This is a genomic window from Candidatus Zixiibacteriota bacterium (genome assembly GCA_035574315.1).
Taxonomy (GTDB): domain Bacteria; phylum Desulfobacterota; class Binatia; order UBA9968; family UBA9968; genus DATLYW01.
Genome location: DATLYW010000031.1, coordinates 127,888 through 149,359 on the forward strand (window position 1 = coordinate 127,888; position 21,472 = coordinate 149,359).

The following is a 21,472-nucleotide window of genomic DNA, read 5'->3' on the forward strand; positions in this document are numbered from 1 at the left end:
TCGATGTCCGGAGATGTCGGAAGCCGGCTCTGCGGCGAGCGTCAGCGGCGTAGCCGGAACCTCTGGATCTTTCCGGTAACGGTCTTCGGCAAGTCGTCGACGAACTCCACCCAGCGCGGGTACTTGTAGGGAGCGAGCCTGCCCTTGACGTAGTTCTGCAGCTCCTTCTTGAGCGCCTCCCCGGGCTGGTATTCGGCCTTGAGCAGCACGTAAGCCTTGGGCTTCACCAATCCATCGTCGTCGGGATCGCCGATCACGGCGGCCTCGAGGACCGCAGGGTGCTCCATCAAGGTGTTCTCGATCTCGATCGGGGATACCCAGAGACCGCCGACCTTCAGCATGTCGTCGGAGCGTCCGCAGTACCAGTAATAGCCGTCGGCGTCGCGGTAGTAGGTATCGCCGGTCTTGAGCCACTCGCCGAGCATGGTCCGCTTGGTTTGCTCGTGCTTGTTCCAGTAGTAAGGGGAGTTCGCGTCTCCCTTCACAAGGAGATTGCCGACCTGCCCGATGGGTACCTCCCGTCCCTCCTCGTCGACGATTTTTGCTTCGAACGCGGGCGTGACCTCGCCGCTGCTGCCCGGTTTGGCGCGACCGGGCCGGTTGGCGAGAAAGTCATGGGTGGCCTCGGTGGAGCCCACGACATCGAGCAGCTCCAGCCCGAACCGCTCCTTCCATTGATGAAAAAGCGCCGGCGGCAGGGGCTCGCCGGAGGACAGGCAGATCCTGAGCGAGCTCAAATCGTAGCGTTTCTCGACTCGCAGCAAGCGGGCGTAGAGCGTCGGCACCGAGAAAAAGAAAGTCGGACGGTAGCGCTCGATCACCTGCAGGACCTTCTCGGGCTCCGGCCGTTCCGGCCAGAGCACCGTCGCGGCGCCGAAACGAAAGGGAAAGTAGAGCGAGTTGCCGAGGCCGTAAGCGAAGAAGAGCTTCGATGCCGAAAAGCAGACGTCGCTCTGGGTCATTCCCAGGACCGGCTTCACGAACAGGTCGGTGATGTAGATCATGTCGTGCTGCAGATGGACCGCGCCCTTGGGCGGCCCTGTGCTGCCGGACGTGTATCCCCAGAAGCAGACGTCGTCCTTGCTGGTCTTTTCGGCTTCGAGCCGGTCGGAGGCCTTGTCGAGGAGCGCATCGAAAGATAGCCCACCGGGCCGCGGCCCGCCCACGACCACGAGGTGCTTCAAGAACCGCGCCTGACCGCGGATCTTTTCGAACTCTCCGGCGACGGACTCGTGCACGATGGCGGCACGGGCACGGCTGTCGTTGAGCAGGTAGTCATATTCCTTTGCCGTCATCCACGGGTTGGTGGGAATGGGCACGGCCCCGATCTTGATCGCACCGAAAAAGGCGAAGGCGAACTCGGGGCAATCGGGAAGCACCAGGAGCACCCGGTGCTCCAGCTCCACCCCGAGGTCACGCAGCGCGTTGCCCGCGCGGTTGACCCTCTCGAAAACGTCCCGGTAGGTGAACGTCCGGTCCTGATGGTAGATCGCGATGCGGTCGCCGCGGCCCTGGGCGATGTTCTCGTCGACGAAGGTCGTGGCGGCGTTGTAGATGTCGGGGAGGTCGATTTTCATCGCTCGACGGCGCTACTCGCCTCCGACGATCTCGGACTGCGTCTCGGTGGCGATGACGACCGATTTGGAGTCCGTGTAGTGCTCGATCGCCTCCTCGCCGTGCTCCTTGCCGAGGCCGCTCTGCTTGACCCCGCCGAACGGCAGCTCGTCATAGATGATCTGCGCCGAGTTGATCCAGGTGTAGCCGGCCTCGATACGCTCGGCGCCGGCCATGGCGCGATTGATGTCGCGCGTCCAGATGGAGGAGCCGAGGCCGAAGATCGAGTTGTTCGCCTGCTCAATCGCGTGATCGAGGTTCCTGACGCGAACGATCGGCAGGGCGGGGCCGAAAACCTCTTCCTGCAACAGGCGGGAGGCCGGGTCGACGTCGGTCACCAGCGTGGGCTTGAGATAAAAGCCTTTGTCGTACTCCTCGCCCCTGGGCCGCTCACCGCCGTAGAGGATCCGGGCGCCTCGCTTCACCGCGTCCTCGACCTGTTCCTCGACCTCCTGGCGCTGCTCCCGGGTGTGCAGCGGCCCCATCAGCGTTTCCTTGCTGAGGCCATTGCCGACGCGGATCTTCTTCACCTTCTCGATCAGCTTCTCGATGAACACATCGGCGATGTTCTCGAACAGGTAGAGCCGCTTGACCGCCAGGCACGCCTGGCCGCAGTTGAAAAAGCGGCCCACAGAGGCGGCGCTGACGGCGCGGTCGAGGTCCGCGTCGTCGCATACGATCATCGGATCGCTCCCGCCCAGCTCGAGGGTCACGTGCTTTAAATCCTTCGCGGCCGACTGCATGACCCGCCGGCCGGTATCGGTGGCGCCCGTAAAGCCGATCTTTCTCACCTTGGGGTTGACGAGAAGCTCCTCACCGACCACGCTCCCGGGGCCGGTCACTACGTTGAGCACGCCCTTGGGTCCACCCGCTTCCTGAATCGCCCGGTCGATGATCTCGCATACCCGGATGTCGGTGAGGGGCGTGGTGCCCGCCGGCTTTACCACCACCGTGTTTCCCGTGAGCAGCGCGGGTCCGAGCTTGTTGCCCATCAGGGAAACGGGGAAGTTCCAGGGAACGATGGCACCGCACACTCCCAGGGGCTTGCGCAGGATGAGCCCGTGACGGCCATTGTCGAGCAACACGGCCCCTGTGCGCAGGCTCTTGGCCATGCCCCCGTAGTGCTCCAGCGTGTGGACGAAGCGGCGGATCTCCAGGATCGACTCGCGCAGCGGCTTTCCCTGCTCGCGTGTAAGCAGCTCGGCCAGCTCGCGCTCCTGCTCGAGGATCATATGCCCCGCGCGAAGCAGGATCGCGCCGCGCTTGGACGGAGCCATGGCGGACCACTTTTTCAAAGCACCGGCGGCTGCGTCGATTGCCCGGCGAACGTCTCCCACCGTGCCTCGGGGAACGCTGTCGACCAGCTCGCCGGTGGCGGGATTTCGCACCGGCGTGGTCTCTTTGCTCTCGGAATCGGTAAACTCGCTGGCGACAAAAAGCTTTGCCATGAAACTCCTCCGCAATGTTTCGGAGCTTCAAAAACAATCATGTTCACCTGGGGTTGTCAAGAATTTGGCGCCGCGCGAGAAGCCGGCACGCGGCGCACGGGGCTTCAGGCCAGGGGGCTCTTGCAAATCACGTTGAGGAGCGCCTGGCGGTGCTCCTCCTTGACCGCCTTGAGAGCGCGCTCCAGAGCGGCGGGCAGCTCGTCGGGCTCTTCGACCCTCTCGGCATAGGCGCCGCAGGCCTGCGCGGTCAGCTCGAAGCGGGGCGAGGGCGTCAGGTCCGTGCCGGGGAAATTGCCGGTTTTGGCCGCCACGCCTTCGGGATAGAGGCCGCGCGCGGCGTTGATGCTCGCGTTCCAGGACTCGTTGTTGTAGATCACCGTCAGGAACGGGATGCCGTATTTCTGTGCCGTAAAGTGGCAAGCCGTGGGCGCGGCGAACATATACGAGCCGTCGCCCTCGGCGGCGATCACCGTGGCGCCAGGCGCGCCCAGCTTCGCGCCGATGGCGGCTCCCAGCCCCCAGCCGAGATGGCCCGCGGGCGGGGTGCCGAAAAGCGATCCGGGGCGGCGAAGGTCGAGCGTGTCCGCCAGGCGGGAGGTGACGGACTCGTTGACGATGATCGTGCTCTCATCGATGGCGTCGCCGATGCACTTGGAGAGCCAGAGCGGGTTGATGGGTTTGTCGCGGCGCGCTGCCTGAAGGCTCGCCGCCCGCTCCCGCGCCATTTCGTCGTGCTCCGCCGCGATTCGGCGGCGCCGCTCCTCGAGCTTCTCGGACGCCATGGCACCTGCGGTCAGCTTTTTGCGCACTGCGTCGATCAGCGCCGGCAGCGCCAGCTCGGAGCAGGCGGCGATCGGAAGGTGGGCGGGAAATCCCCACCCCGGGATCTCGGTGAACAGCGGGTCGCGGTCGAGGTGGATGATACGAGCGTCGGGGCGGAGCAGGGCGGGATCCGGAGGCTCCCACGGGACGTCGATGTCGATGAAGAACAGCACGTCGGCGCTGCGTGCGTGGCGTGGGGTGTGGGTCCCCAGCGAAAGCGGGTGATCGGTCGGGAAGTTCATGTAGGTCGGCTGCTGCACCACGGGAACGGCCAGGAGCTCGGCCAGCTCGATGAGCCGCGGCACGGCGTGGGGGTTCCGGCCGAGGTATTTGGTGACGATCAGCGGGCGGTCGGCCGCCAGCAGAAGGTCGGCGGCCCGTTCGAGCGCGCCGGGGTCCGCTTGCGTTGCGGTTGCCGGCGAAAGGGATTCGGCGGCCGGCAGACAGGTCGACTCGAGGTGCTCGCAAAGCCACTCCCGGGGCAGCGTGAGGTAGACCGGGCCGCGGGGCTCGCTCATGGCGATTCTGAACGCGCGCGCCACGACGGCCCCGAGGTTCTGGTTGGTTCTCAGCTCGTAGTCCCATTTGACGAATTCGCGGACCAGGGCGCCCTGGTCGCGCGACTCCTGACGCCAGTGGATGTTCTGGCTCTTGCCGCCGCGTAGCTCTCCATCCGTGACCGGCGTCCTGCCGGCGACGAGGAAAAGCGGAACGTTGGAGGAACGGGCGTTGATGAGGCCGCCAAGCGCGTTGGCGGTTCCGGGGAGCGTGTGCACGAGAACGAGCTGGGGGCGGCCGGTGACGTTATAGTAGCCGTGGGCCATGGAAACCGCCGCGAGCTCATGCGGCACCACGATCGTCCGGATGTCGCGCGGGTCTTCGCGCCCCGACTTCGCGAGGGCTTCGATGATCGGGCCGTGGTCCGTGCCGGTATTGGCGAACAGGTACCGGACCACGCCAAGAGACCGGAACTGTTCCAGGAAGGCTTCGGCACCGCTAGCCACCGGGACGATCTTCTCCTTTTGGTCCATCGGGCGTCTCCGTGTTATCGGCGCGGCCACTTTGTCACTTGCCGCGCCGTTTTGCAACGCGGGCGGACGCCGAGCACTCCGGTTTTCTTGACTTCCCGAGGACGTTGGCGTTAACTGGGCCCGGCCCGGAAGTGCGGACGGAGGACGAGAATCGATGCGGCTTCCCATTCGCGACGCGATCCAGCTGGGACCGACCCCTTACGAGGCTTTCCTGGCCAGAGAAGGGCTGCCGGTGATCCGCGGCTACTTCGTGGAAGACTTCACGGCGGTCGAGCTCAGGCCGTGGCGGCGGATGGGGGCGCTGGGCTGCTACCTCAACATGGGGGACCAGGACAACACGGACGCCTACGTTTGCGCCATTCCGCCGGGGGGCCAGACGCACCCGCAGCGGCACATGTTCGAGACGATCATCTACGTCGCGGAGGGACGCGGCGCGACCACGATCTGGCACGAGGAGAGGGCGAAGCGGACCTTCGAGTGGAGCGCGGGAGCGGTCTTCGCGATTCCGCTGAACGTCTCGTATCAGCATTTCAACGCCTCCGGCACGGAGCGGGTCTGCTTCTTGGCGGGAACCAACCTGCCGCACATCCTCAACCTGTTTCACAACGAGGAATTCATCTTTCGCAACGATTTTCGGTTCCGCGACCGCTACGACGACGATCCCGATTTTTTTCGCCATAACAAGCGGTTGACGGTGCGGAGCTGGGAAACCAACCTGATCCCCGACGTCAACACCTTTCCTCTCGACGATTACCCGATGAAAGGCAAAGGGGTGAAGATCATGCGCTTCGGCCTGGCGGGCACCACCTACGGGTGTCACATCCAGGAGTTCCCCGTGGGCAGCCGCAGCACGTTTCACCGTCACGGCCCCGGCGCGGTCGTCTGCGTCACGCAGGGCACCGGCTTCGCCATGGTCTGGCGCGAGGGCGAGCCGCGGCAACGCTTCGAGATTCGCCCCGGATCGATCTACTCGCCGGGAGACCTCATGTTTCACGCCCATTTCAACACCGGCCGCACGCCGATGCGGCACTTTGCGATGCGCGGCCGGAGCCCGAAGTACAGCCAGGACCGCTATCGCACGCCGCTCCACTACATGCTTCCCTTCGAAGAGGAACCGCCCGAGATCCAGGCCGAGTATCTGCGGGAGCTGGAGAAAAACGGCATCGAGGAATTCCAGCTGGTTCAGGAGTAGCGCCGCACGCCGGCGCGCGGCGGAGGAGACCGGCCGAGCATGGCTCGCGACAGCGCCGGCTTGCTTGTGTACCGCTTCCGAAACGGCCTGGAGGTCTTCCTGGTTCATCCCGGGGGGCCGTTCTGGGCCAACAAGGACGCCGGGGCGTGGACGATACCCAAAGGAGAGATCCGGGAGGGCGAAGAACCGCTGGCGGCGGCCAGGCGGGAGTTTGCCGAGGAAACGGGGATGGCGGTCGAAGGAGAATTCATCCCGCTGGATCCTGTGAGACAAAGCGGAGGCAAACGGGTTTTCGCCTGGGCGGTGGAGGGCGATATCGAAGCCGAGCGCGTCCGCAGCAATACCTTTTCGCTGGAATGGCCGCCACGATCGGGCAGGTATCGAGAGTTCCCGGAGATCGACCGCGCCGGCTGGTTTGCGCTCGAGGAAGCCAGGAAAAAGATCCTTACAGGGCAGCTCGGGCTGCTTCGGGATCTGGAGCGCAAGCTCGGTCTTTCGGGACCGCGGCGGCCGCGGTGACGGCACCGTGCCTTCCTGTTAGCGGGTTCGCAACGCTGTAAACATCGCATCGTGGCCGCCCGCGGCCGAGACGTTGCGGTCGCGGTCAACAGCCTTGGGCCTCGCAGGCCGCCACGCCATCCTCCCCGAGGACGGCTTATCCGGCCGCCGGGGCCGAACGAGTCTTACGTTTCCGTGCCCGCGCTCTCCAGGTCTCGAAGCCCGATGAACTCCCTGGTAAGCGCCTTGAGGCTTCGGGGGCGAACTGGTAGAGAACTGACGAGTGCGCCTGACGGCGCGCAAGGTCGATGACATCGGGCAAGGCCGAAATCGCGGTTTTCGGGGGCGGCTGCTTCTGGTGCACGGAGGCGGTCTTCGCCCAGTTGCGTGGAGTGGTCGCGGTTACGCCCGGCTACGCGGGCGGCGAGACGCCGGATCCGACCTACGAGGAGGTCTGCACCGGCCGGACCGGCCATGCCGAGGTGGTGCGGATCGAGTTCGACCCGGCGGAGATCGCTTTCCGAGACCTGCTCGCCGTCTTCTTCGCGACTCACGATCCGACAACGCGGGATCGCCAGGGCAACGATGTCGGCCCGCAATACCGCTCGACGATTCTTTACGCGGACGACGGCCAGCGGCGCGAGGCCGAGCGCTTCATCGCCGAGTTGAACCAATCGGCTGTTTTCGGCAAGCCGGTGGTGACGACGGTGGAGCCGCTGCGCGAGTTTTACGAAGCCGAGGATTACCACCGAAACTACTACGCGAACAATCCCTTGCAGCCCTACTGCCAGTATACGATCCCGCCGAAGCTACAAAAGCTCCACAGGCAATTTCGCGACCTGCTGAAAGGAAATGGTCGCTGATACGCTGGCGACCCTGAAGCGGGGAGCGACGGGAGGTTGCGGAGAGGGCCGGGCCGCGGCGGGGCTGAAGCAGCGTCCGCCGTTTTCGGCGGCTCGGCGGGAGGACGACGACTCTTGAGCGCCGATTCCGCCGTTGCCACCGATCGGGTCGCCGACCCCGTCTTCCTGTCCGGGAGAAAATTCCTGCTCGCCTGCGCCGCAGCCGCGCTTCTGCTGTTGGGCTGGAGCCGATGGAGCCCGCTTCCTGCGTGGCTTCTTGCGCTCGAGGTGTTCGCCACGATCCTCGGCCTGTTTCTTTTCGGCTCCTTCAAGTACCAGGTTCACAAGAACGCGCTCACGTACGGAATGGCGCTGCCCATCGGGGCGACTTTTTGCGGCCTTGGTACCTCGCCCTGGCACGTCGAGATCGCGACGGAGGGCTGGTGGCTCTGGGCGCGGCGCCACCTTCTGTCGTTTCGCGGGCTGGACGATCTCGTCCACGCCGACACCATGCTCTTTATTCTGGGGCTGACCTTCTTCGTGGCGGTGATCGCGCAGAGCCGTTTGCTCGAGGGGATCACGTTCGCATTGCTCCGGCGGTTTCGCGGCGCGGTGCTCCCCACGATTCTCTCCGCTACCGCCGTCGTCGCTTTCGCCTCGGGGATTCTCGACGGCGTGTCCATGATCGGCCTCAGCAGCCGGACGCTGGTGATCGTGCTGTTGCTGGCAGCAGCGCCGCTCGCGTCGATCCGCTATTCGGTCATGGTGTGCACCGCGGTCACGACCGTGTGCGGGATCTGGCTGGCCTACGGGGAACCGCCGAACCTCATCATGAAGGCCAATCTCTACCCCGTTCTCGACAACTCGTTTTTCCTGCGCTACTGCGCGCCAGCTGCGATCGCCAGCTATCTCGTCGTCGCCTATCAGCTGCGGTCGCGCTTTCGCGGACAGGTGATCGACCTGGGCGGGATGGACATACTGGAAGCGAACGCGGCGGACGTGCGGTTCATTCAGGCGATGCGCCACGGCGAGGTGCTGACGCCGCTCGAGCTCGTAGAGAGCCACGCGGCCGAGCTGGGCGACAAAACCGAAGCGGTCCTGGAGCGCTTGCACCGCGGCCTTTCTCTCGGGGAAGCCTTGGTTTTGGAGGAAGTGCCGCCCGCCGTTCGACAGCGCCTGCTCGGCCATTTCGTCACGGAAGATCTCGCCGGTGCGCTCGATCGCCACTACGTCCAGCGAGCGGCCGGCGATCGTGCCGGCGCGCGCGCGGCCGAGGGCGCGGTGGCCAGGGCGCTGTCGGCCTCCGCCCGCCGCCGGCGGTTTGCCCAGCGAACCGGTGCGCTGGCGCTGGCGCCGTTCATCGGCATGCTGGTCTGGCACGGAATCGATCACGACGTGCCTCTGTTCCTGGCCTCGTTCGCCGGTTTCGCGGTGGCGGTTTTGGGGATCGTGAGGATTCCCAACATGCGGGCACTGGCGCTGCGCGAGGCGGCGCACGAGTACGCCGAGTATTATTTTTTGTTTCCGCTGTTCTTCTCGATTACGCTGCTCGCAAGGGCGGGTTTTTTCGATCAGGTGCAGGCCCTCATCCATCGAGGGATCGAGACCTTGGGTCCCGGCCACGTCGCCTTCGCCCAGTTTCTGGCTTCCACCTTCCTGTCGGCGATTCTGGACAACAACGTCGTGGCCGATTTCGCCTCGCGGGCCCTGCGCGACCTCGATGTCTCGATTCTGCGCCTCTTCGCGCTGGCGCAGATCGCCGGTTATGCGCTGGGAGGCTGCTGGACGCATATCGGCTCGGCGCAATCCGTGGTGGCCTATGCCTTCATCCGGCGGGACGTCGACCACCATTACACGCCGCTTCGTTGGGTCCGCGAGATAACGCCCTTGATTTTGCAGACGATGGCCGCGCTCACCGGCGTTCTCTACCTCGAGAGTTTCCTGTTAGCGCGGCTCGGCGCCTCGAGTTGAGCGGGTGCGAGGAGCAGCCCCTCCGCAGCGAAGACGATGGGTGGGCGCCTCCGAGCAAGGTTCGATGGGGCTGCCCGGATGACAGCCAGTGCGCGAGAGGGCGCTGAGGGTCTCGAAGCGTCAAGACGTTGAAATTTTGCGGTTTCAGCGTCTTTGCCGCTCCGGGGTTGCCGCGGCTTTGTCGAAATCCCGATTATTTCCGCCCGAGCTCGCGTACGGCGTCGTTGACAAAGGTGAGGTTCATGTATTCCGCGGGGCGGCGCTTCGGCCGGGTGTTGAGCGCCACCGCCTGCCATTGCGCCATCAGCTCCACGCCCTTTTCGGTGGGAATGGGATTCAAGGACTCGCGAATCAGCTCGTAAGCGTCGGCCGCCGCGTCGCGCTCCATTCGCAGGTGCTTCATCATCACCTGGATCGCGTCCTCGGGATTGTCGCGCGTATGGTACACCCCTCGGACGATTGCGCGAACCATTCCTCTGGCCAGCCGCGGATTTTCCTTTACCGTTCTGCCGGTTGCCGCCAGGCCGGTAAAAGCGGTATCTCTGAAAACGTCCGCGAGATTCACCAGCCTCTTGAAGCCCGCCTTCACGGCGACGTAGTCGGACGGCGGCGCCAGCAGCGCCGCGGCAATGATGCCTTGCTTCAACGCGGCCACTTTGGGCCCGCTGCCGGGGATGTTGACATACTGGACGTCCTTGTCGGTGAGCCTGTGCAGCTCGAGCAGCGCCTTGGTGCCCGCGAACGTCGAGCCGCCGAAGCTCACGCCGATTTTCTTGCCCTTGAGGTCGCCGACTTTCTGGATGTCGGTTGTCGTGATCATCGAAAAGGTAGGCCGGCCGACCTGCTGGGCCAGCAAGACGATGTCGGTGCCCTCCCAGATCGCCGGCATCTGGGGCCCGATCGTCAAAACGAACTGCATCTGGTTCCCGATCAGCGCCTGGACCGCCGTGATCGCCGAGCGGACCGATACCAGCTCCACTTCCAGCCCCTCGCTGCGGTAGAACCCTTTCTCCAGGGCCACGAAAGCGGGGAGAAACTGGACGTTGGGAGACGGGTATCCCGCGCGCACCGGCTCGGCGCTGGCCGCCCCCGAGCGGAGAGCCAGGAAAAGCAGGGAAGCGATCGTCAGCATTGAAAAACCCATAAGGTCTCCTTGGGCAGGCTATCCCTCGTAGCGAGGGTCACGACCCGTCGTGGTTGCACCCACAGGGCTTCAGGCCGCGTCGAAGCGTTCAAGCAGCCCGAACAGGCAACCGGACCATGATTACCTGTTGACTGCCGCTTAGCATATATGCGACGGACGGCACGGCGGTCAAGCGGCCCTTGAGCCCGGGCCCGGGCGCCCTCCAGGGGACCTTTATAATTAAGGACCGAAAGGCACTTTTGACAACGAGGTTGGTGGATGCTATAGACCAATTTGCCGCGACAAGGGGGTCTCTCTATGGCTTGGTTCGATCGAAGCCCAGGGACGAGCAAGAGCGTGGAGAGGGAGCCGGAAAAGGCTCCCGAAGCGGCGAAGCCGGCTCCGGAAGCAGTAGCCCCGTCCCCAGCCGCTTCGGCTCCGAGACCCGAACCTGCACCTAAGCCCTCCGAACCGCCCGTTGTCGGCCACCTTTATAAAGGAAGCCGGGTGAGCGGTCAGCTGGTTTTCGAAGGGGCGGCCCGGATCGACGGGCACGTCGATGGGGAGATCCAATGTCACGGCACGCTGACCATTGGAGAAGGTGCCGAGGTGCGGGCCAAGATCTCCGGTCATGTGGTTATTATCCGTGGCAAGGTGGAAGGAAATGTGTCCGCCAAGGAGAAGATAGAGCTGGCGGCGCCGGCGCGGCTGTTCGGCAATATCGCCACCCCGCGGTTGATCATCACAGAGGGCGTGGTATTCGATGGTGACTGCTCCATGGGAGCGGGAAGGGAAAAAGGTGGAGTCGCGACGTCGCAAAGTATGAGTGCCGAAAAGGCTGTGGCCGGTCAGAAGATCGGACCGCAAGCCGATTCTGATCGATAGCCTTCGCCGTTCATCCACGTTCTCACGTCCTGCGTTCCTGAATAGATCGCTGTTGAAGCAGTAATTTGGCGGGCTCGGGTTGCTCGAGCGCCCGGGTCGACGCGGGTTTCGGCAAGCGCACAAGGCAATGACCCTATGATCTCGTTGGATCAGAGCATCATCTATCAGATCCTGTTGTTCCTGTTGCTGTGGGTCGTCCTGAGCCGGCTTCTTTTTCGCCCGTATCTGCACGTGCTGGAGGAGCGCGAACGCAGGACCTCCGGGACCGAGCAGGAAGCGAACCGTCTGGCGGGCGAGGCGGCGCGGCTGAAGGGCGAGTACGAAGAGCGCATCGCCCAGGCCCAGGCGGCGGGAGCGGCCGCCCGGGATGCCGTGGTGCAGGAGGGGCGCGAGCAGCGCGAACGGATCATCGCCGAGGCGCGGCGGGAGGCCGCGGCCACATTGGAACGCATACGCCGGGAGCTGCACGAGCAGATGCAGCGGGAGCGGGCGATCGCCGCGGCCGAGGCGGATTTGGTGGCCCGAGAAATGGCAAGCAAGGTGCTCGGGAGGAGGGTCGGGTGACGTTCCTGGGCGTTCTCGGAGGAGCCGTTGCGTGGGCGTCGGCTGCAGGAGAAGCGCACGAGCCATCGCCCGGAGGGATCCTTTTTCCGGCGATCAATTTTCTTCTCTACGCGGGCGTTCTCGCCTACTATGCATTGCCCCTGGTCCTCGACTATCTTAGAACCCGGCGAGAGGAAATCTCGGCCGCGCTCGAGGACGCAGCCGAGAGCAAACAGCGGGCGGAGGCGGCGTTGGCGGAGTATCGCTCCCGTCTGGCGCGTCTGGGCGAGGAGGCCGCTGCCCTGCAGGCGTCCCTTCGCACCGACGGCGAGCGTGAAAAGGCCAGGCTGCTGAACGAGGCGACGGCGCTGGCGGCCAAGATCCGGGAGGACGCGCGGTTCCTGGGGGAACAGGAGGTCAAGGTCGCGCGACAGCAGATCCGCAGCGAGATGGCGGAACGTGCCGCAGCGACGGCGCGCACGCTGATCGAGCAGCACATGTCCGAGGCCGATCGCGAGCGCCTGGTTGAGGATTTCATGCAAGAGATCGGGCAGGTCAGATGATCGAAGGCAGCCTCAGTCGCCGGTATACGAAGGCGCTGTTCGAGCTGGCTCGGGAGGGCGGCCGGGAAGAGGCGGTCGGCGAGGAGATCGATCGGTTCCTGAGCGTCTACAGGGGCACGCCGCTTCAAAACGTGCTCAACAACCCTGCGTTCGAGATCGGGCGCCGCCGGAGGATCCTGCTGGAGGTGGGCAAAAGCCTTCAGCTATCGTCGCTTACGGTGAATTTCCTCGCTCTTCTGCTGGAGCGGGACCGGCTCGCCTATCTGCCGTCGATGGTCGCCAGCTACCGTCGGTTGCTGAACGCGGCCAGGGGACGGGTGGAAGCCACGGTTCGGGCCAGCGCCCCGCTGTCGGCGGGACTGCTGGAGCGCCTGAGCGAGCGTCTGAGCAGGCTTTGCGGCAAGCAGGTGATCCTCCACGAACGTACCGACCCCGAGCTGATCGGCGGTCTCGTGGTCGAGATGGAGGGGACCGTTTACGACGGCAGCGTCCGCAACCAGCTGGAAAAAATGAAGCAGCGTATAGCGCGGGGCTACTAAGGAGCGACTATGGAGATCGGAACAGCGGAAATCAGCCGTATCATCAAAGAGCAAATCCGGGATTACGAAAAGGCGGTTGATGTCCAGGAAATCGGCACGGTGCTGTCCACCGGCGACGGGATCGCGCGCATCTACGGCCTGGACAAAGTCGCTGCGGGCGAGCTGCTCGAGTTTCCCCACGGCATTTTCGGGGTTGCGCTCAATCTCGAGGAGGACAACGTCGGCGCGGCGCTGTTCGGCGAAACCCATCTGATCAAGGAAGGGGACACGGTCAAACGGACCGGCAGAATCGCCGAGGTCCCGGTCGGCTCCGCCCTGGTCGGCCGCGTGGTCAACGCGCTCGGCGAGCCGATCGACGGCCGCGGTCCGATCGAGACCCGGGAGCGGCGCCGCATCGAGATCAAGGCTCCCGGAATCGTCGCCCGCCAGCCGGTCAAGGAGCCGCTGCAGACGGGGCTCAAGGCGATCGACGCCATGATCCCGATCGGGCGGGGGCAGCGGGAGCTGATCATCGGCGACCGCCAGACGGGCAAGACGGCGGTGGCGATCGACACGATCATCAACCAGAAAAACGGTAATGTGACGTGTATTTACGTGGCCATCGGCCAGAAGCGCTCTACCGTGGCCCAGGTGGTCGACAAGCTGCGGGAAACCGGCGCCATGGACTACACCATCGTGGTTTCCGCGACGGCCTCCGAAGCCGCCCCGCTGCAGTACATCGCGCCATATAGCGGCTGCACGATGGGGGAATATATCCGCGACAACGGCGGCCACGCCCTGGTGATCTATGACGACCTCTCGAAGCATGCCGTCGCGTATCGGCAGCTGTCGCTGCTGCTGCGCCGGCCGCCGGGCCGCGAGGCCTACCCGGGGGACGTTTTCTACCTCCACTCGCGCCTGCTGGAGCGGGCGGCGAAGCTGAGCGACGCGCGCGGCGGAGGCTCGTTGACGGCGCTGCCGATCATCGAGACGCAGGCGGGCGATGTATCGGCGTACATTCCCACCAACGTCATCTCGATTACCGACGGACAGATTTTTCTCGAGAGCGATCTTTTCTATTCCGGCGTTCGGCCTGCGATCAACGTCGGCATTTCGGTGTCGCGCGTCGGCGGGAACGCCCAGATCAAGGCGATGAAACAGGTGGCGGGCACCTTGCGCCTCGAGCTGGCCCAGTATCGCGAGATGGCGGCCTTCGCCCAATTCGGCTCCGACCTGGACCAGGCCACGCAGCGCCAGCTCAACCGCGGCAGCCGGCTGGTGGAGCTGCTGAAGCAGGGCCAGTACGAGCCGCTGCCGGTCGAGAAACAGATCCTGATCATTTATGCCGGCACCAACGGCTTCGTCGACCACCTGCCGGTCACCGCGCTCAAGCGCTACGAGCAGGAGCTGTACGCGTTCGTGGAATCGCGGCACCCGGATATCTTTGCCGACATTCTGAAAAAGCGGGAGCTCGACGGCGACCTGAGGGCCAAGATCAACAAGGCGCTCGAAGAGTTCAAATCGTTGTTCAAGGCATAGCTGCGGCTCCGTGTTTTTGGTCGACTAGGAGACAGAAAGCAGAGACCCGATTTTTTTCCGGCGATGGCGACGCTCAAGGCGATACGAAAGCGCATCGGTTCCATTCGCAACACGCAGCAGATCACCAAGGCGATGAAAATGGTCTCGGCTGCCAAGCTGCGCCGCGCGCAGGAGGCGGCCGTGGCCGCGCGCCCTTACGCCGAGAAGATGGCCGAGTTGCTGCGCAACGTGGCGGCGCGATTGCCGGCCGAGGCGCATCCGCTTTTGCGGGCACGCGAGGAGGCCCGGATCGACCTCGTGCTTTTCACGTCGGACCGGGGCTTGTGCGGCGGCTACAACGCCAATTTGATCCGCGCGGCAGAGGCGTTTGCGCGGCGCGAAGGAGCGGGCAAGGAGATCCGGCTGGTCGCGGTCGGACGCAAGGGGGCCGATTACTTTCGCCGGCGCGGCGCGCAATTCGCCGATCGCTACCTGAACGTCCTGGCGACGCCGGCGGAAGCGCTGGCGGCGGAAATCGCATCGAAGCTGATCGGGCGCTTTATTTCGGGAGAGACCGACGCCGTGTACCTGCTCTACGCTCGCTTCCGCTCGGCGCTATCCCAGATCCCGACGCTGGAAAAGCTGCTGCCGATGGCGGTCGGCGGCGCCGCCCAGCCGGACCAGCTGACCGAGTATCTCTACGAGCCGGGGCTCGAGGCCCTGCTCGCGAGCCTGCTTCCGAGGGTCACTGCAATCGCAATCCAGCGCGCGCTGCTGGAGGCGACCGCGAGCGAGCACGGTGCGCGCATGACGGCCATGGATTCGGCGACCACCAACGCTTCCAAGATGATGGCTGCCCTGACCCTGCAGATGAACCGGGCGCGCCAGGCTTCCATCACGCGGGAGCTGATGGAGATCGTCGGCACAGCGGAGGCTTTGAAGTGAAGAAGGGAACGGAGGAACCGGTGTCATGAACACGGGGAAGATAACCCAGGTCCTGGGGGCGGTGATCGACGTGGAGTTCTCCGACGGCGCGATCCCGCCGATCTACAACGCGCTCAGGGTGACCAACCCCGCGATCGGGGATCAGCCGTGGAATCTGGTGCTCGAAGTGGCCCAGCACCTGGGGGAGAATACGGTCCGCTGCGTCGCCATGGACACGACCGAAGGGCTGGTGCGCGGCATGGAGGTGATGGACACCGGAGCCGGGATCACGGTGCCGGTCGGGGCAGAGACGCTCGGCAGGGTTCTGAACGTGATCGGGGAGCCGGTCGACGAAGGCGAGCCGATCAAGGCTAAAAAGTACTACCCGATCCACCGGCCGACCCCGGAGTTCGTCGACCAGGAAACGAAGGTTCAGGCGCTGGAGACCGGGATCAAGGTCGTCGACCTGCTCGCCCCTTACGCGCGCGGCGGAAAGATCGGGCTGTTCGGGGGCGCCGGCGTGGGCAAGACGGTCATCCTCATGGAGCTGATCAACAACGTCGCGATGAAGCACGGCGGCTACTCGGTGTTCGGAGGAGTCGGCGAACGCACGCGCGAGGGCAACGATCTCTGGCTGGAAATGAAGGAGTCCGGCGTCATCAACAAGGCCGCGCTGGTCTACGGCCAGATGAACGAGCCTCCCGGGGCCCGCGCGCGGGTGGCGCTCACCGCGCTGACGCTTGCGGAGTACTTCCGCGACGAAGAGGGCCGGGACGTGTTGCTGTTCATCGACAACATCTTCCGCTTCACGCAGGCGAACTCGGAGGTCTCGACCCTGCTCGGCCGCATGCCCTCGGCGGTCGGCTACCAGCCGACGCTCGCCACGGACCTCGGCGAGCTGCAGGAGCGAATCACCACCACCCGCAAGGGCTCGATCACTTCGGTTCAGGCGATCTACGTGCCGGCCGACGACCTCACCGACCCCGCGCCGGCGACGACCTTCGCCCACCTGGACGCCACCACCGTGCTGTCACGCCAGATCGCCGAGCTGGGGATCTACCCGGCGGTCGATCCGCTCGATTCGACCTCCCGGATCCTGGACCCGCACATCGTCGGGACCGAGCACTACGAGACCGCCCGCAGCGTGCAGTTGATCCTCCAGCGGTACAAGGACCTGCAGGACATCATCGCGATCCTGGGCATGGACGAGCTTTCGGAGGAAGACAAGCTGATCGTGGCGCGGGCGCGCAAGATCCAGCGCTTCCTGTCGCAGCCGTTTCACGTGGCGGAAGCGTTCACCGGGACTCCGGGCGTTTACGTGGAGCTGAAGGACACCATCAAGGGATTCAAGGAGATCGTTGAGGGCAAGCACGACGATATCCCGGAGCAGGCCTTTTACATGGTGGGGACGATCGAGCAGGCGCTCGAGAAAGCCGAGCGGTTGGCGGCGCAGTAAGGACTGCCCATGGCGCAGAGCATCCGATTGCGGGTCGTCACTCCGAGCCGGCTCTTGCTGGACGAGGAGGTCGAAGAAGTGACCGCTCCCGGCGCACTGGGGGAGTTCGGGGTGCTGCCCGACCATATCGCCTTCCTGTCGCTGCTCGAGCCAGGAGAGCTGAGCTACAGGCAGGGGGCGAGCAGGACCTATCTCGCCGTCCGGGGCGGATACGCGGAGGTGCTGGACAACACGGTGACGGTGCTCGCGGATGCGGCGGAATTCCGCGAGGAGATCGACGTCGAGCGGGCGCGGGAAGCGCGCGACGGCGCCGAGAGGCGGATGCAGCAGTTGAATCCCGACGACCCTGAGTACGCGGCAGCCCAGGCCGTGCAGCGCTGGGCGGTCGTGGAGCTGCGGGTTGCAAACCGCGAAGGGCGGAAATAGTCTGGAAGATCAGGAGGGAAACGCTATGGCTGCGACGGCGGCAAAACAGGAACCCGTCATCACGATGTGGAGCAAGGAGTTCACCTACGATCGCTGGATGAAGTCCATCGGCATCCCGATCCATACCGGGTACCATATCGAGGACCTGCGCACCGTGGAGCTGGAATGGTGGGAGGAGCGGCAGTGCAAGGCCGCCTTCATTCAGCTCATGGGGCAGGAAGGAGTGACCTCGACGCGGGTGACCGAAATCGCTCCCGGGAAATCGCTGCCGCCGGTCAAGTTCGCTCTCGATGAGCTGGTCTACGTCTGCTCGGGGCGGGGCTTGACGACCGTCTGGGGCGGCAACAGCCCGAAGAAGAGCTTCGAGTGGCAGGAACATTCGCTGTTCCTGGTGCCGCGCAACTACCACCACGTTTTCACCAACATGCAGGGCGACAAGCCGGTGCGGCTGCTGCACTACAGCTACCTGCCGATGGCGATGTCGGCGCTGCCCGATCCCGAGGTCTATTTCAACAGCCCCTTCGAGCCGAAAAACGGCGCGCTGGACGGGGATTTTTACTCCGAGGCGAAGCTGGTGCAGGCCAAGAACGCGGACGAGGGCCTGGGCATGAGAGCTTTCTGGTACGGGAATTTCTTCCCCGATATGCGCGCCTGGAACAAGCTCGACGCCAACGAGCGCCGCGGCGCGGGCGGCAAGAGCGTATTCATCCAGTTCCCGAACTCCGAGCTGACCGCCCACATGTCGGTGTTCGCGCCCAAGACTTACAAGAAAGCACACCGGCACGGCCCCGGCCGCGCCATCGTCATTCCCGCGGGCGAGGGCTATACGATCATGTGGGAGGAGGGCAAGGAGAAGATCGTTTGCCCGTGGCACGAATGCAGCATGCTGACGCCGCCGAACAAATGGTTCCATCAACATTTCAACGCCGGCGGGGAGATGGCTCGGTACCTGGCACTGCACCCGCCGATGCAGTTCCACGGGCATGCCGAAAAGATCGAGGACCGGGCGCGGGACCAGATCGAGTACCCCGACGAGGATCCGTGGATCCGCCAGAAGTTCGAGGAAGAGCTCGGCAAGCGGGGCATCAAGAGCGAGATGCCGCCGGAGTGCTACACCAACCGGGACTACGAGTGGTCCAAGAGCATGGGGAAACAATGATCCCGGAGCGCAAGCCCGGGAGGATCGATCCGGAGTCCCCGCCGATGCGCGGGGATTCCTTTTTCTGCACGAATCCATAGGAGGACGACGGTTTCCGCGAGGCGCCGATGCACGACGATATTTACGATCACGATCATCCGGAAGCGTTTGACATCCAGGAAGGTGAGATCGTCACCGACATCGAAGGCCTGGAGATGTTCTCGCTCAAGAGCGTGGGCATCGATATCGGCTCGTCGACCTCCCACCTGATCTTTTCGCAGATCACGCTGCGGCGCGAGGGCGCTTCGCTGTCCGGAAAGTTCAAGGTGACCAATCGCGAGGTGCTGTACCGCTCGCCGATCATGCTCACGCCCTACCTGTCGGCGACGAAAATCGACACCGACCGCGTGACGGGGTTCATCCATCGCGCCTACGAGGAGGCGGGGCTGCGGCCCGAGGACGTGGACACCGGGGCGGTGATCATCACCGGCGAGGCGCTCAAGAAGGAGAACGCGCAGCCGATCGTCGAGTTTTTCGCCCGCTATTCCGGAAAGTTCATCTGCGCCGCCGCCGGCCACAACCACGAAGCGCTGCTGGCGGCATACGGCTGCGGCGCCGTCGACCTCTCCAGGTCGGAGCACAAGACCGTGCTCAACGTCGATATGGGAGGCGGCACGACGAAATTTTCCCTGATCGAAGACGGGACCGTCACCCAGACAGCCTCCATCAACATCGGCGCGCGGCTGATCGCGTTCGACGAGCAGGACAGGATCACGCGCATCGAGGACGCGGGCCGCATCATGATGCACGAGCTGGGCCACGACATCGAGCTAGGCCAGAAGCTCAGCGATGAGATGAAAGAGGATTTCGGCGCCTACATGGCGGAGCTGCTGTTCGAGACCATCGAGCGGGGACCGCAGTCGCCGATGGCGAGAAGGCTCATGGTCACGCCGCCGTTCACGAACTACCGGGGGCTCGAGCAGGTCCAGCACCTGGTCTTCTCGGGGGGAGTCTCGGAGCACGTCTACGATCGGGACCGCAATTCCTACGGGGATATCGGGCCGATCCTGGGTCGGCGCGTGCGGGAACATCTTGCCAGGCTACCCCGGGGAGTCCTGCGCGAGCCGGTGGAGGGTATCCGGGCGACCGTCATCGGCGCGGGGGAGTACACCATTCAGGCGAGCGGGAACACGAGCTACGTGTCGGCCACGGCGGCGCTGCCGGTCCACGGCCTCAAGGTGATCCGGGCGGCGATCGCCGACGGGCAGCCGGTGAGCGCGGCGCTCAGGCAGGCGCTGCAGAAATTCGATCTGCCGCGCTTCACGTCCGGCCTGGCGCTGTCGCTGACGGTGAACGGTGTTCCCGACTACCAGTCGGTCCGGCGCATCGCGGAAGGCATCGCCGAGATCCTCGAGGAGGCGGACGACCCCTCCTGCCCTCTTTATCTCACGCTCGACCTGGATATCGCAAAGTCCCTGGGGGCCATGCTCAAAGACGAGCTCCACGTGCCGCGGGAGGTCATCGCGGTTGACGGCATCGAGGTCGGCGATCTCGATTACATCGACATCGGCGAATGCCTGGGAATCACCGAGGTGATCCCGGTGACGGTGAAGTCGCTGATGTTTCCGGCGACCAAGCTGGATTGAGAAGGCGCCGGCCGGGCGCGGCGGCCCGGATCCAGGCGGGCGTTGTCCGGCTCCGGCCGCCCTTCTTCCCCCGTCCTGGGCGCGCGCCGGTCGGCACCGGCTCTGTCCTCGCCGCGCTTCGTGCAGTTCGAAAAATCGGCGGCGCTCGACCGCCGTTCAGGAGGCTCAGGATGTCTGAGGCGACGCGGACCGAAAGAAAGATGTGGAGCAAGGTCTACACCTACGACGAGTGGATGGAAGCACAAGGAATTCCCATCCACCGCGGCTACTACATCGAGGACTTGAGGACGCTGGAGCTGGGCTGGTGGAGCGAGCGGCAGTGCCGCTCTGCTTTCATCCAGCTCGTGGGACAGGAGGGGGTGAGCTCGGCCCGGGTCACCGAGATCGCGCCCGGAAAGACGCTTCCGCCTCTCAAGTTCGCGCTCGACGAGATCGTTTACGTCGTCGAAGGGCGCGGCCTGACGACGATCTGGTCGGGCGAGAGCCGCCCGCGAAAAACCTTCGAGTGGCAGAAGCACAGCATGTTTCTGCTGCCGCACCACTACACGCACCAGCTCACCAACATGCAGGGCGATAAGCCGGCGCGCCTGCTGCACTACAACTACCTCCCGCTCACCCTCTCGGGCGTGCGCGATGCCGGGTTCGTTTTCAACAACCCGTACGAGGTGCCGGACATCCACAACGAGGTGGATTTCTACTCGGAAGCCAAGATGATCCAGCAGACCGGGCTGGACAGCTCCTGGGGGCGCCGCGCCTACTGGTACGGCAATTTCTTCCCCGATATGCGGGCCTGGGACAAGCTCGACGCCAACGCCCGGCGCGGGGCCGGGGGGCGGAGCGTCTACATCCAGTTTCCCGATTCGGAAATGTCCTGCCACATGTCGGTGTTCGACGCCCGGCTCTACAAGAAAGCCCATCGCCATGGCCCGGGACGGGTAATCGTGATTCCCGCCGGCGAAGGCTACTCGATCATGTGGGAGGAAGGAAAGGAAAAGGTCGTCGTGCCGTGGCACGAAGCGAGCTGCTTCGTGCCGCCCAACCGCTGGTTTCACCAGCATTTCAACGCCGGGGCCGAGCCTGCGCGCTACCTCGCCCTGCATCCGCCGATGCAGTTCCACGGCCATGCCGAAAAGATCGAGGACCGGGCGAAGGATCAAATCGAGTACGTCAACGAGGATCCGTGGATCCGCGAGAAGTTCGAAGCCGAGCTGGCAAAGCGCGGTCTCACCTCCCTCATGCCGCCCCAGGCCTATTCGGACCCGAACTTCGAATGGAACTGGGCGCCTTTCCTAAAGGCGTCGAAGTAGCCGGCGC

General features: G+C 64.6%; 19 protein-coding genes. 15 read left to right on the forward strand and 4 right to left on the reverse strand.

Annotated elements, in window-relative coordinates:
* Positions 1-41: 41 nt before the first annotated feature.
* The 3 genes from VNN77_10855 to VNN77_10865 form a co-directional block, all read right to left on the reverse strand.
* A complete protein-coding gene (locus tag VNN77_10855) occupies positions 42-1,577 on the reverse strand; it encodes a benzoate-CoA ligase family protein (protein HXG51894.1) in 1,536 nt (511 codons plus the stop codon).
* A 12-nt stretch (positions 1,578-1,589) separates the two neighbouring features.
* Positions 1,590-3,062, reverse strand: coding sequence for an aldehyde dehydrogenase family protein (locus tag VNN77_10860; GenBank protein ID HXG51895.1), 1,473 nt, complete (start codon positions 3,060-3,062; stop codon positions 1,590-1,592).
* A gap of 104 nt (positions 3,063-3,166) precedes the next feature.
* A complete protein-coding gene (locus tag VNN77_10865) occupies positions 3,167-4,915 on the reverse strand; it encodes a thiamine pyrophosphate-requiring protein (GenBank protein ID HXG51896.1) in 1,749 nt (582 codons plus the stop codon).
* Positions 4,916-5,069: 154 nt separating this feature from the next.
* On the opposite strand from VNN77_10865, the gene VNN77_10870 reads away from it, so the two are divergent.
* From VNN77_10870 to VNN77_10885, 4 genes are all read left to right on the forward strand, one after another.
* A complete protein-coding gene (locus VNN77_10870) occupies positions 5,070-6,107 on the forward strand; it encodes a cupin domain-containing protein (GenBank protein HXG51897.1) in 1,038 nt (345 codons plus the stop codon).
* Between the two features lie 39 nt (positions 6,108-6,146).
* A complete protein-coding gene (locus VNN77_10875; protein ID HXG51898.1) occupies positions 6,147-6,626 on the forward strand; it encodes an NUDIX domain-containing protein in 480 nt (159 codons plus the stop codon).
* A gap of 287 nt (positions 6,627-6,913) precedes the next feature.
* Positions 6,914-7,468: a peptide-methionine (S)-S-oxide reductase MsrA gene (msrA, locus tag VNN77_10880; GenBank protein HXG51899.1), complete on the forward strand. Its 555-nt coding sequence runs from the start codon at positions 6,914-6,916 to the stop codon at positions 7,466-7,468.
* A gap of 114 nt (positions 7,469-7,582) precedes the next feature.
* Positions 7,583-9,418: a hypothetical protein gene (locus VNN77_10885; protein ID HXG51900.1), complete on the forward strand. Its 1,836-nt coding sequence runs from the start codon at positions 7,583-7,585 to the stop codon at positions 9,416-9,418.
* A gap of 193 nt (positions 9,419-9,611) precedes the next feature.
* Here VNN77_10885 and VNN77_10890 read toward each other — a convergent pair whose 3' ends face one another.
* Entirely contained in the window at positions 9,612-10,562 is a 951-nt protein-coding gene (locus VNN77_10890; protein ID HXG51901.1) for an ABC transporter substrate-binding protein, read from the reverse strand.
* Positions 10,563-10,859: 297 nt separating this feature from the next.
* On the opposite strand from VNN77_10890, the gene VNN77_10895 reads away from it, so the two are divergent.
* From VNN77_10895 to VNN77_10945, 11 genes are all read left to right on the forward strand, one after another.
* The gene (locus tag VNN77_10895; protein ID HXG51902.1) at positions 10,860-11,426 is read left to right on the forward strand and encodes a polymer-forming cytoskeletal protein; all 567 of its coding nucleotides are present in this window, start codon (positions 10,860-10,862) and stop codon (positions 11,424-11,426) included.
* Positions 11,427-11,561: 135 nt separating this feature from the next.
* Entirely contained in the window at positions 11,562-11,990 is a 429-nt protein-coding gene (locus VNN77_10900; protein ID HXG51903.1) for a hypothetical protein, read from the forward strand.
* A complete protein-coding gene (locus VNN77_10905) occupies positions 11,987-12,532 on the forward strand; it encodes an ATP synthase F0 subunit B (GenBank protein HXG51904.1) in 546 nt (181 codons plus the stop codon). The genes VNN77_10900 and VNN77_10905 overlap by 4 nt, the downstream gene beginning before the upstream one ends.
* Positions 12,529-13,071 carry an ATP synthase F1 subunit delta gene (gene atpH, locus VNN77_10910; protein ID HXG51905.1) on the forward strand — a complete coding sequence of 181 codons (543 nt, stop codon included), beginning with the start codon at positions 12,529-12,531 and terminating at the stop codon, positions 13,069-13,071. Before VNN77_10905 ends, atpH begins: the two co-directional genes overlap by 4 nt.
* Positions 13,072-13,080: 9 nt before the next feature.
* Entirely contained in the window at positions 13,081-14,589 is a 1,509-nt protein-coding gene (gene atpA, locus VNN77_10915; GenBank protein ID HXG51906.1) for a F0F1 ATP synthase subunit alpha, read from the forward strand.
* A gap of 63 nt (positions 14,590-14,652) precedes the next feature.
* On the forward strand, positions 14,653-15,513 hold the full coding sequence (gene atpG / locus VNN77_10920; protein ID HXG51907.1) for an ATP synthase F1 subunit gamma: 861 nt from the start codon (positions 14,653-14,655) through the stop codon (positions 15,511-15,513).
* Between the two features lie 25 nt (positions 15,514-15,538).
* On the forward strand, positions 15,539-16,948 hold the full coding sequence (gene atpD / locus VNN77_10925) for a F0F1 ATP synthase subunit beta (protein HXG51908.1): 1,410 nt from the start codon (positions 15,539-15,541) through the stop codon (positions 16,946-16,948).
* A 9-nt stretch (positions 16,949-16,957) separates the two neighbouring features.
* Positions 16,958-17,374, forward strand: coding sequence for a F0F1 ATP synthase subunit epsilon (locus VNN77_10930; GenBank protein HXG51909.1), 417 nt, complete (start codon positions 16,958-16,960; stop codon positions 17,372-17,374).
* 25 nt (positions 17,375-17,399) lie between these two features.
* Positions 17,400-18,533 (forward strand): cupin domain-containing protein, encoded by a 1,134-nt coding sequence (locus VNN77_10935; GenBank protein ID HXG51910.1) that lies wholly within the window; start codon positions 17,400-17,402, stop codon positions 18,531-18,533.
* A gap of 107 nt (positions 18,534-18,640) precedes the next feature.
* Complete coding sequence (locus VNN77_10940; GenBank protein HXG51911.1) at positions 18,641-20,158, forward strand: ethanolamine ammonia-lyase reactivating factor EutA; 1,518 nt, start codon at positions 18,641-18,643, stop codon at positions 20,156-20,158.
* 170 nt (positions 20,159-20,328) lie between these two features.
* On the forward strand, positions 20,329-21,465 hold the full coding sequence (locus tag VNN77_10945; protein ID HXG51912.1) for a cupin domain-containing protein: 1,137 nt from the start codon (positions 20,329-20,331) through the stop codon (positions 21,463-21,465).
* Positions 21,466-21,472 lie beyond the last annotated feature (7 nt).